At 66.8% G+C, this 11,089-nt stretch carries 9 protein-coding genes; 4 read left to right on the top strand and 5 right to left on the bottom strand.

Annotation, left to right across the window (positions count from 1 at the left end; translation table 11 throughout):
• A partial coding sequence (locus WAO18_RS00180; RefSeq protein ID WP_422202877.1) for a DUF3367 domain-containing protein occupies positions 1-2,847 on the bottom strand: 2,847 nt, incomplete at its 3' end.
• A 93-nt stretch (positions 2,848-2,940) separates the two neighbouring features.
• A complete protein-coding gene (locus tag WAO18_RS00175) occupies positions 2,941-3,114 on the bottom strand; it encodes a DUF2613 domain-containing protein (RefSeq protein WP_067342410.1) in 174 nt (57 codons plus the stop codon).
• A gap of 75 nt (positions 3,115-3,189) precedes the next feature.
• Between WAO18_RS00175 and WAO18_RS00170 the strand changes: the two genes are divergently transcribed.
• The 3 genes from WAO18_RS00170 (at position 3,190) to WAO18_RS00160 (ending at position 6,310) form a co-directional block, all read left to right on the top strand.
• Positions 3,190-4,341: a glycoside hydrolase family 3 N-terminal domain-containing protein gene (locus tag WAO18_RS00170; protein WP_422202876.1), complete on the top strand. Its 1,152-nt coding sequence runs from the start codon at positions 3,190-3,192 to the stop codon at positions 4,339-4,341.
• Positions 4,342-4,427: 86 nt separating this feature from the next.
• Positions 4,428-5,057: a TetR/AcrR family transcriptional regulator gene (locus WAO18_RS00165; RefSeq protein ID WP_422202874.1), complete on the top strand. Its 630-nt coding sequence runs from the start codon at positions 4,428-4,430 to the stop codon at positions 5,055-5,057.
• A 14-nt stretch (positions 5,058-5,071) separates the two neighbouring features.
• Entirely contained in the window at positions 5,072-6,310 is a 1,239-nt protein-coding gene (locus WAO18_RS00160; RefSeq protein WP_422202872.1) for a chloride channel protein, read from the top strand.
• Here the strand turns inward: WAO18_RS00160 and WAO18_RS00155 are convergent.
• Entirely contained in the window at positions 6,296-7,138 is an 843-nt protein-coding gene (locus tag WAO18_RS00155) for a MaoC/PaaZ C-terminal domain-containing protein (RefSeq protein ID WP_422202870.1), read from the bottom strand. The genes WAO18_RS00160 and WAO18_RS00155 overlap by 15 nt on opposite strands.
• A gap of 66 nt (positions 7,139-7,204) precedes the next feature.
• Positions 7,205-8,572 carry a 3-oxoacyl-ACP reductase gene (locus WAO18_RS00150; RefSeq protein WP_422202868.1) on the bottom strand — a complete coding sequence of 456 codons (1,368 nt, stop codon included), beginning with the start codon at positions 8,570-8,572 and terminating at the stop codon, positions 7,205-7,207.
• A 106-nt stretch (positions 8,573-8,678) separates the two neighbouring features.
• Between WAO18_RS00150 and WAO18_RS00145 the strand changes: the two genes are divergently transcribed.
• Positions 8,679-10,010: an acetyl-CoA C-acetyltransferase gene (locus tag WAO18_RS00145; protein ID WP_422202866.1), complete on the top strand. Its 1,332-nt coding sequence runs from the start codon at positions 8,679-8,681 to the stop codon at positions 10,008-10,010.
• Between the two features lie 282 nt (positions 10,011-10,292).
• Here WAO18_RS00145 and WAO18_RS00140 read toward each other — a convergent pair.
• On the bottom strand, positions 10,293-11,089 hold a 797-nt coding region (locus WAO18_RS00140), incomplete at its 5' end, for an acyl-CoA dehydrogenase (protein WP_422202864.1).

The raw sequence follows: 11,089 nt of genomic DNA, 5'->3' as shown, positions 1-11,089 counted from the left end.
GGCCAGGGTGGTGTCCGGCTCGGCCACCAGGTCGGCCAGCTTGGGCCCCGACCGCGCACGGACCCAGACCGTCGGCACCACCGACATCGGCTGCGGCACGCTCAGCGTGCGGCTGAAGGTCGCCGGCGATTCCGCTGCCAGCGCCATCGAGGACGCGCACTGCACGTTCGTCAGGCCCTTCGCGCAGCCCGGCCTGCCCAGCGGATCGGACCCTAGATCCCATTGCGCCACAGCGGCATTCGGTGGTGCCGGGGGAACGAGGGCGGTATGCCGAACATTGATCGGATGTGCGAATCCGTGGGCGTCGTACTGGGTGATCGACAGGTCGGTGATCGCGAACTGCACCCCGGGTGACCCGTCGTCGGTGCCGATCGCGGTGATGCGGACCCACGGGGTCTCGCCGTACGGCAGCGCCCCGCTGATCGGCTTTCCGGCCTCGTCAAACCTCAACGTCGTTGTACCGGTGACGGTTTCGACCTCGACGCGGCGGACCTGCGCGCCGACAGTGGTCGCGCTGGGCGTGATGGTGATGACACTGTTGGTCACCGGATGGTCGAAGTCGATCTGAAGCCATTGACCGACGGCCGACTGCAGACTGTTGGACACCCAGGCGGTCGCCGAGTCGGCGTCGATCGCGGCCGCCGGCGACGCGGCGGTGGCGACGTCGGGCAGGACTGTCGAATCCGACGACGAACTTGATGCGGTCAGCCGTCCGCCGGTCCAGGAGCCGTAAACCGTTGCGGCGCCGGGGGTCGGATAGTCGGGCACCCGGTTGAAGGTGCGCCGGGTATCGTCCTCGGCACGGATCGCCGACGAATGATCGTCGACCCGTCCGTAGTCCGTCTCACGGGCCAGCGGGGTATCGGTGACGGTGACGACCGGTACCGGCAGGTTCGCCCCGACGGCGTCCGCGGTCAGCAGTGCGGGGCCCAGCGGTGGCCGGCCGGACAGCCGCCGACGCTCGTCGAGTCGCAGCAACGCCTCCGGTCCGCCATCGATGCGGGGCATCTGGTCGACGTCGGCCAGGTAGGGGGCGGCGGGATCGGCCGCGGTCGCGGTGACGCGGTAGATCTCCACAGCGGGGTACCGGGGTCGCAGGCCGCTGTCGGTGACGAATCCGGCCACCGGGCCCGGGCCGGCCGGCGCACCGAACTGGGCGACCTTCTGCAGTCGCGGCGATCCGGTGATGGCCCGGTGCACCAGGATCGGGCGTGCCGAGCGCGACGCATCCGGGTCCAAGTCGTTGCGCACCACGACATACGAAATCCCTTGTCGGGCAAGCGTATCAGCCAGGCCTTCGGAGGGCATTCCGGCCGCGAACAGCCGTTGGACCGAGTCCAGTGCGCGGATGGTCTGTGGCGGCGTCAGCGGGATCGAGTCGCGTACACCCCAGGGACTGTCGCCGAGCACCTGCAGCGGTTCGTCGTGGCTGGTGCCCCACAGTTGGGTGGCGAACGGTGCGCCGGGGACCACCAGGACACGGCCGCGGGTCGGAGTGCCGGTGTTGTGTGCGGACAACCATTCGGCGGTGTCATGCCAATAACGCGGAATCGCAGTGTAAGTGCCGGGTGGGGCGATGCGTCCGGTCCAGGCCAGCGATGTCCCGGCGATCAGCGCGGTGAGCACCACGATCCCGACAGCGACCCGCCGGTCGCGTTCGGGATGGGCAAATGCACTGCGCCACAACTGTTTCGGGACGCTGCCCGGTAACGGGATCCGGCCGAGCAGCTGGGCCAGCCCCAACACGATAGGGATCCGGATCAGCGACTCCAGCTTGTGCACGTTGCGCAGCGGTGCACCGCCGGCGTCCAGGAACGCCTGCACCTGCTGCGCCAGCGGTGAACCCAGCCCACCGCTGTATCCGATGCCCAGCAACACCACGCCGATGATCAGCATCGTCACCAGTCGCCCGCGCGCCGGCATGCCTCCCATTGCCAGCCCGGCCAGCCCGCCCGCCGCGACCAGGCAAGTGGCCAGGATCGCGACCGACCCGGTCACCAGCGGCGCACCCGCGGTGGCGTTGGGCGCAACGAATGGCGTCCAGCTGTCGGTGCCGCGCAGCACTTCGACCAACGACGACCATTGCGTCGTCACGCCCGAGGATTCGATGAAGTCCAGGAAGGGGGGACTGATCCGGGCCATCAGGATCAGTGCCACCAGCCACCACATCATCGCCAGCGTCAGGGCCAGCAGCCACCACGCGGTGTAGCGCCACCACCGCCGGTTAGGCCGATGGCAGGCCCACCAGATCGCCGCGGGCAGACACCCGGCCAGTGTGGCGATCGCATTGACCGCTCCCATCAGCGCCGCCGCCACCCCGGCCTGACCGGCCAGCCGACGCACCGAGGGTCCACTGAGGTCATTGTCGCGCAGCGCCAGAATCGTGGGCAGTATCACCCACGGCGCCAGCATGATCGGCAGGGTCTCCGACGAAATCGACCCCAATGTGGTCAGGACCCGTGGTGACAGCGCGAACGCCGTAGCGGCGACAGCCCGCGACGTCGGGCTGCCGATGCCCAGCGCCTCGGCGACGCGTAGCAGTCCCCAAAAGCCGACGGTCAACAGCAGCGCCCACCACAGCCGCTGGGTGATCCAGCCCGGCAGCCCGAGCAGGTGACCGGCCAAGAAGAACGTGCCGTGCGGGAAGAGGTAGCCGTAGGCCTGATTCTGCGCCTGCCCGAACGGCAACTCGCTGTTCCACAGATTGGTCGCCCGGGCCAGGAAGCGCAGCGGGTTGGCCGTCAGGTCGAGCTTCGTGTCGGGGGAGATCTGGCCGGGAGACGAGCCGAAGCTCAGCGCCAGCGCGACCGCTGCGACCAACCACAACCAGCGTCGGGACAGCGGCATGACCTCGACGGACCCGGGTTCGGCCCGCATTGTCCGTGTCTGATTGCCCGGCTCCTCACCGGGCCGTTGCCCGGCCCGCATCGTCGCCGGGCGCTAGCTGCGGTTGCCGTACTCGACCCGGTTGAGCACCGACGACTGCGGGTCGCCCCCGGGGAGCGGCGGTTTGGTGTCCTGCTGCACCATCAGCGTGATACCGAAGATCGCGGCTGCACCCAGCAATAGGCCGACCACAACGCTGGCGGCGGCGGGTGCAACAAAGCGATTCATAGCTGCCCAACCTAGCAGAAGACGAGGTCGTGGCCTCCTAGCCGCGGGCGCCCCACCTCATGACAGCATGGCCTGATGGGATTCCCGCGTGTACTGGCCGTGTTTGCCGCCGCCACGGCGCTGATCGCGGGGTGTGGCCACGCCGCGCATAAGCCCGCGACCGCACCGGCCAGCTCGTCTTCGGCGAAGCCGATTCCGCCGGCCAAACCGGCGTGTGGAGACCCGGCGGCCCTGCCTGCCCGCGAGAAGCTGGCGCAACTGTTGATGGTGGGCGTTCGCGACGGCGACGACGCCAAGGCTGTGGTGACGACCTACCACGTTGGCGGCATCTTCATCGGCAGCTGGACCGACCTGAAGATGCTGGGACCCAACCTAGTCAAGGACCTGTCAGCCAGCACTGCGCTGCCGGTGGCGGTCAGCGTCGACGAGGAGGGCGGCCGGGTGGCGAGGCTGTCCAAGCTGATCGGTCCCGCGCCGTCGGCGCGGGTGCTGGCGCAGACACATACTCCCGACGAGGTCTACGGCATGGCCCTGGACCGCGGCCACCGGATCCGTGGCCTCGGCATCACCGTCGACTTCGCGCCCGACGTCGATGTCACCGACGCCCCCGAAGACACGGTGATCGGCGACCGGTCATTCAGTCCGGATCCGCAAAAAGTCGTCGAGTACGCCGGTGCCTACGCCCGGGGTCTGCGCGATGCCGGGCTGCTGCCGGTGCTCAAGCATTTCCCGGGTCACGGACACGGATCCGGTGACTCGCACACCGGGTCGGTCATCGTCACGCCGCCGCTGCAGCAGTTGCAGAACAACGACTTAGTGCCTTACCGCGCCCTGTTGAACGCCGTCGCCCCGCAGGGCGCGATGGTCGGGCACCTGCAGGTGCCCGACCTCACCGGCAACGAACCGGCCAGCGTCAGCCGGGCCGCCGTGCAGATGTTGCGCACCGGCGTCGGTTACAACGGCCCGGCCTTCGACGGCGCGATATTCAGCGACGACCTGTCCAGCATGGCGGCGATCAAAGACCACTACACGGTGCCCGAGGCGGTGCTGCTAACCCTGAAGGCCGGCACCGACGTTGCGCTGTGGATCACCACCGACGAGGTGCCCGCGGTTCTCGACCGGCTACAGAAGGCGTTGGACGCCAAGGAATTGAAGATGTCCGACGTCGACGACTCGGTCCGGCGGATCGCGAAGTTCAAAGGCCCCAAGCCGGATTGCGGACCGTAATCCGGCGGCGCGACCGTGCATTGCTTACTCTGAACTGACGCAGTCTCGCCGACAGGCGCGCTGATGTCGGCTAGATAGGGGACGGCATGGCAGGTGGTACCAAGCGGTTACCTCGTGCTGTGCGAGAGCAGCAGATGCTGGATGCCGCGGTCGAGATGTTCTCCATCAACGGCTATCACGACACGTCGATGGACGCGATCGCTGCCAAGGCCGAGATCTCAAAGCCGATGCTCTACCTGTATTACGGCTCCAAGGAGGAGCTGTTCGGCGCATGCCTGGATCGCGAGCTGGCGCGGTTCATCGACGGTGTGCGCGAGGAGATCAATCTCGATCAGAGTCCGAGAGACCTGCTGCACAACACAATTGTCGCGTTCATGCGTTACATCGACGCCAACCGTGCGTCCTGGATCGTGATGTATGCCCAGGCTACCAACTCGCAGGCGTTTGCCCATACCGTGCGTGAAGGACGTGAGCGAATCATCGCCCTGGTGGTCCGAGTGCTGCAGGCGGGCACCCGGAATCCTGAACCCGACACGGACTTCGAGATGATCGCCGCCGCACTGGTCGGCGCCGGTGAGGCGATCGCGACCCGGCTCAGTACCGGCGACACCGACCTCGACGGGGCGGCCGACGTGATGATCAACCTATTCTGGCGCGGACTCAAGGGCAAACCAAGCGACAAAGAAGCGGCCGAACCCGCCACCGAATCCGGTTAGTCAGGGCCGGCTTGATGCGACGCCGCAATATCGACTTCGTCTGCGCGGTGGTGATCGTCGGCCTGGGTGCCGGAGTTGCCGGGTTGCTGACCACGCTGTTGTTGCGCTCCGTCGAACACCTCACCTATCACTACGCATTCGGATCCTTGCTGCAGGGCGTGACCGCAAGCAGTCTGGCCCGCCGCGCCGTGGGACCGATGGTCGGCGGTGGTCTCGCCGGACTCGGCTGGTGGTTGCTACGGGCCAGGGCCGATGTTCCGCAACTGTCCACAGCGATCGCGGACCGCGAACGTATTCGCCTGCTGCCCTTCGGGTTCGACGCGGCATTACAGGTTCTGGTGGTCGGCTCCGGTGCCTCGTTAGGACGGGAAGGTGCTCCGCGCCAACTCGCCGCAGCGCTCGGGGATTTCGGAACGGGATGGCTGAAGCGACTGTCGCCACAGGATCGCGAGATCCTGCTGGGCTGCGCGGCGGGCGCCGGACTGGGTGCGGTGTACGCCGTGCCGCTGGGCGGTGCGCTGTTCTCGCTGCGAATCATGTTGAAAAGCTGGCATCCCCGAGCGGTGGGTGCGGCATTGATCACCTCGAGTCTTGCCGTCGCCGTCGCCTCGTTCGTGACGCACAATCAGCCGAACCTGATCTGGCCCAACGCGCACATGTCGTATCGGTTGATCGCCTACGCGTTGGCGTTGGCTCCGTTGACCTTGGTGTTGGGCCTGGGCTTCAACCGCCTGATGGAGGCGGCACAACAGCGCGCTTTGAAGCGATCGTGGCTGCTGATCCCTGCGATCGCCGGAGCCGGGCTGCTGGTTGGTGTCTGCTCGCACTGGTGGCCCGAACTGCCCGGCAACGGCAAGTCGATCTTGACTGCGACACTGGCCGGCGGAATGACCCTGGGCACGGCGGTTGCTGTCCTGGCGTTGAAACCCCTTGTAACGGCGGTCTTTCTGCGGACCGGCGCGGTCGGCGGCATGCTCACCCCGGCGCTGGCCACCGGTGCCGCGGCCGGAACGCTGTTCGTGCTGATCATCAACGCCGCGGCCGGAACCCACTTCCATGTGCCGGCCATCTCAATGGCGGGTGCTGCCGGAGTGCTCGCGGTCACGCAACGCACGCCGTTTTGGGCCGCGATCTTCGTGTGGGAACTCGCCAGACCGCCGCTATGGCTGCTACTGGTATTCCTCGCGGCAGCCTTGGGCGCCTACGGCTTGCTGCGTCTCGTCGAGCGCGGCCGCGGGTTAGTGCGCCCGTAGCGTCCCGGTGAGATACGGATACCCCTTGGCGATGTTGCGCAGGCTTAGGTCCCAGCCGTCTTGCACCTGATCGACGTACAGCCCGGCGCTGGACGGCAGCAGCAGCGGCTTTCCGAACCGTACCGAATACGTCACCGCATCGGGGAGGCTGGCCTCCAGGTTGGTCAATACGGCTGCCGCGCTGAACATTCCGTGCGCAATGACGGTGGGGAATCCGAACAGCTTGGCCCCGACCGAGTTGGTGTGGATCGGATTGTGGTCACCGCCGACATTGGCGTAGCGGCGAATCTGGCCCGGGGTGACCCGCAGGATCGACTTGGGTGCAGGCAGTTTGGGCTGCTTCTGCGGCGGCGGCTTGGGCTCGTCGGACAAGCTGGTGCGCTGCTGATGCAGGAACGTCGTGACCTGGTGCCACGCCACCTCGTTGCCGACGTTGACATCGGTCACCAGGTCGACCAGCAGGCCCTTGCGGTGTTCGCGCAGGTTCTCTGCGTGTACCGCGATGTTGACCGTGTCGGTCACCTTGATCGGGCGGTACTGGCTGATCTCATTTTCGATATGGACGGAACCCATTGCAGCGAACGGGAAGTCGAACCCAGTCACCAGTGACATCATCGTCGGGAACGTCAACGCGAACGGATAGGTCAGTGGCACGGTATCGGCGTAACGCAGACCGGTGACCTCTGCATATTCGGCCACATTGGCGCGATCGATGGGCAATTCGTCGACCGTCACTGCGCGGGAGGGCAATTGGCTGCCGCGTGGCACGAACGGCAACGCCCCCGCCGCCGCGCGCAGCATGTTCTTCAGTCCGCTTGGTTGCGTCACTGGTTCTTCTCCTAAGTCGATGGGCCGGCTCCTCCTCGGATCGTTCCGATCCGCATCGTCGCCGGACTAGGCGCCGAGCATGGCCTGGCCGCAGACGCGGATAACGTTGCCCGTCACCGCGTTTGACGCCGGACTGGCGAAGTAGGCGATTGTCTCGGCCACGTCGACCGGTTGTCCGCCCTGGTACAGGGAGTTGAGTCGACGGCCCACCTCGCGGGTGGCCAGTGGGATCGCCGCCGTCATCTGGGTCTCGATGAACCCGGGCGCGACAGCGTTGATCGTGACGCCCTTCTCGCCGAGCGACGGCGCCAGGGCCTGGGTGAGCCCGATCATGCCGGCCTTGGTGGCGGCGTAGTTGGTCTGCCCGCGGTTGCCGGCGATGCCGGCCATCGACGACAGGCCGATGATCCGGCCACCCTCGCCGATGCTGCCGTTGGACACCAAGCCCTCGGTAAGACGTTGCGGCGCAAGCAAGTTGACGGCCAAAACCGAGTTCCACCGCGCGTCGTCCATGTTTGCCAGCAGCTTGTCGCGGGTGATCCCGGCGTTGTTGACCAGAATGTCAGCGTGGCCGTTGTAGTGCTCGCGCAGGTGCTCGGTGATGCGATCGACGGCGTCCTCAGCGGTGACGTCGAGCGTCAGCGCCGTGCCGCCGATGCGGGTGGCCGTCTCGGCCAGCGCCTCCGCGGCGGACTCCACGTCGATCGCCACGACACGCGCCCCGTCGCGGGCGAACACCTCGGCGATCGTCGCGCCGATGCCGCGCGCGGCGCCGGTGACGATGCCCACCTTGCCGTTCAGCGGCTTGTCCCAGTCGGCGAGCGGTGTTGAGTCGGCGGCGCCGACGTAGAACACCTGGCCGTCCACATAGGCCGACTTGGCCGACAACAGGAAGCGCAGAGTCGACTCGAGGCCGGTGGCGGCGGGTTTGGCGTCCGCGGACAGGTAAACCAGCGCCACGGTGGCACCGCGCTGCAGCTCCTTGCCCAGCGAGCGGGTGAAGCCCTCCAACGCGCGCTGCGCGATCCGCTCATCGCTGCTCGCGGCTTCCTCGGGAGTGGTGCCGACGACGACGACGCGACCCGAGTGGCCGATGTTGCGCAGCAGCGGGGTGAAGAACTCGTGCAAAGCCGTCAGCTTGGCCGGTGTGGTGATGCCGGTGGCGTCGAACACCAGCCCACCGAAGGAATCCGCCCATCGCCCGCCCAGGTTGGCCCCCACCACGTCATAGTCGGTGTCCAGTGCCGCCCGCAGCGGCTCGACAACTCGGCCCTCGCCCCCGATCAGCAACGACCCGGCCAGCGGTGGTTCGCCGGCCCGGTACCGACGCAGTTTCTCGGGCTGTGGCACACCGAGCTGCTTGGCGAGAAACGAGCCTGGCCCGGAGTTGACGACTTGGGAAAATAGATCGGCTGCCACTGAGTTGCCTTCCATGCTGTCGGGTATCCGTACGATAGTCGAGAGCTAACTTACTCCAGAGTAAGGACGATGAGTAGGATGGCTCCTAACCGTGGATAACCATCAAGTGACGGAGATAAGCGTGGCTTCTGAAAGCACCTCTGCAAGTTCCCAGGCGACCGCTGCCAAACGCCGCGTTGCTGTGCTGGGTGGCAACCGGATTCCGTTTGCGCGCTCGGACCGCGCCTACGCCGAGGCGTCCAACCAGGACATGTTCACCGCGGCCCTGGGCGGGCTGGTCGACCGGTTCGGTCTGTCCGGTGAGCGGCTGGGTGCGGTGATCGGCGGCGCCGTACTCAAGCACAGCCGCGACTTCAACCTGATGCGCGAATGCGTGCTCGGCTCTGCGTTGTCGTCCTACACGCCGGCGTTCGACCTGCAGCAGGCGTGTGGCACCGGTCTGCAGGCGGCGATCGCCGCGGCCGACGGTATTGCGGCGGGCCGGTATGAGGCCGCGGCCGCGGGCGGGGTGGACACCACCTCCGATGCGCCGATCGCTCTGGGAAACAACCTGCGCCACACCCTGCTTGGCCTGCGGCGTTCCAAGTCCAACGTCGATCGGCTGAAGCTGGTCGGCAAACTCCCGGCCAGCCTCGGGGTAGAGATCCCGGTGAACAGCGAGCCGCGCACCGGGCTGTCGATGGGCGATCACCAGGCGATTACGGCCAAGCAGATGGGCATCAAGCGGGTCGACCAGGATGAGCTGTCGGCCGCCAGCCACCGCAACATGGCGGCGGCCTACGACCGCGGGTTCTTCGACGATCTGGTCACGCCGTTCCTCGGCCTGTACCGGGACGACAACCTGCGTGCGGACTCGTCGGCGGAGAAGCTTGCCAAACTCAAGCCGGTGTTCGGAGTCAAGGCCGGCGACGCCACGATGACCGCCGGAAACTCGACCCCGTTGACCGACGGCGCCTCGGTGGCACTGCTGTCCAGCGAGGAGTGGGCCGCCGAGCACTCGCTGACGCCGCTGGCCTACTTCGTCGATGCCGAGACGGCGTCGGTCGACTACATCAACGGCCCTGATGGTCTGCTGATGGCGCCGACCTACGCGGTGCCGCGGCTGCTGGCCCGCAACGGGCTGACGCTGCAGGACTTCGACTTCTACGAGATCCATGAGGCGTTCGCCTCGGTGGTGCTGGCGCACCTGCAGGCCTGGGAGTCCGAGGAGTACTGCAAAGAGCGACTCGGCCTGGACGCCGCGCAGGGATCCATCGACCGGTCCAAGCTCAACGTCAACGGGTCATCACTGGCCGCCGGCCACCCGTTTGCGGCCACCGGCGGGCGGATTCTCGCTCAGCTGGCCAAGCAGCTGCATGAGGCCAAAGCGAAGAACGGCGGCAAGCCGGTTCGTGGCCTGATATCCATCTGCGCCGCAGGTGGCCAGGGCGTGGCGGCCATTCTGGAGGCCTGAGAGCCGGATCGGGGCGGCGATTCGCCCGGCGTTTAGCGACAGCGGCGCCCGGGTAGCCAACTGACTGGATAGCTCCGTGTTGTCGTCCGACCCCCCGACCCAGATGGCAGCGCGGGGCGTCCTCGAAACGACAGCACGCCTGCTCGCAGGCGGGGGTCGAGACTGGGGCCGCCGACGGAATGAGGGGATCCCGCGGCGGCCCCTCCCCTTTCACATAATCAGCGCGCAAGCAAAATCCCCCGTCTCCGAGGAGAACGGGGGATTTTGCTGTGCAGTCTGGGCTCAGAACGCCGCTTCGTCGAGCTCCATGATCTCGTTGTCGATCGTCTCCAGCACCTGGCGGGTGCTGGTCAGCAGCGGCAGGAAGTTCTTCGAGAAGAACGAGGCCACGGCGATCTTGCCTTCGTAGTAGGCCTTATCGGCGTCGCTGACACCGCCGGCGTCCAGCGCCTCCAGAGCCACGGCGGCCTGACGCTGCAGCAGCCAGCCGATCACCAGGTCGCCGACGCTCATCAGGAAGCGCACCGAACCGGTACCGACTTTGTAGATGCTGGAGATCTCGTCCTGAGCGGCCATCAGGTAGCCGGTCAAGGTCGCCGCCATCGCCTGGACATCGGCCAGGGCGGTAGAGAGCAGCGCACGCTCGGCCTTCAGCCGACCATTGCCGGACTCGTTCTTGATGAACTCCTCGATCTCGCCCGACACGTGAGCCAACGCCACACCCTTGTCGCGCACGATCTTCCGGAAGAAGAAGTCCTGCGCCTGGATGGCAGTGGTGCCCTCGTAGAGCGAGTCGATCTTCGAGTCACGGATGTACTGCTCGATCGGGTAGTCCTGCAGGAAGCCGGAACCACCGAAGGTCTGCAGGCTCTCGGTGAGCTTGGCGTAAGCCTGCTCCGAGCCGACACCCTTGACGATCGGCAGCATCAGGTCGTTGACCTTGACTGCCAGGTCGGCGTCCACACCGTGCAGCGCCTTGGCAACCGCCGCGTCCTGGTAGGTCGCGGTGTACAGATACAGCGCGCGCAGACCTTCGGCGTAGGCTTTCTGGGTCATCAGGCTGCGACGCACGTCCGGGT

The organism is Mycobacterium sp., from assembly GCF_049278535.1.
GTDB lineage: Bacteria > Actinomycetota > Actinomycetes > Mycobacteriales > Mycobacteriaceae > Mycobacterium.
The sequence above is the reverse complement of the archived record's forward strand: the minus strand, read 5'-3'. Positions and strand labels throughout refer to the sequence as shown.

Excerpts from the sequence above, each read along its gene's own strand:
- WAO18_RS00175 (WP_067342410.1), bottom strand. The coding sequence starts at position 3,114 with ATGAATCGCTTTGTTGCACCCGCCGCCGCCAGCGTTGTGGTCGGCCTA.
- WAO18_RS00170 (WP_422202876.1), top strand. The coding sequence starts at position 3,190 with ATGGGATTCCCGCGTGTACTGGCCGTGTTTGCCGCCGCCACGGCGCTG.
- WAO18_RS00165 (WP_422202874.1), top strand. The coding sequence starts at position 4,428 with ATGGCAGGTGGTACCAAGCGGTTACCTCGTGCTGTGCGAGAGCAGCAG.
- WAO18_RS00160 (WP_422202872.1), top strand. The coding sequence starts at position 5,072 with ATGCGACGCCGCAATATCGACTTCGTCTGCGCGGTGGTGATCGTCGGC.
- WAO18_RS00150 (WP_422202868.1), bottom strand. The coding sequence starts at position 8,572 with ATGGAAGGCAACTCAGTGGCAGCCGATCTATTTTCCCAAGTCGTCAAC.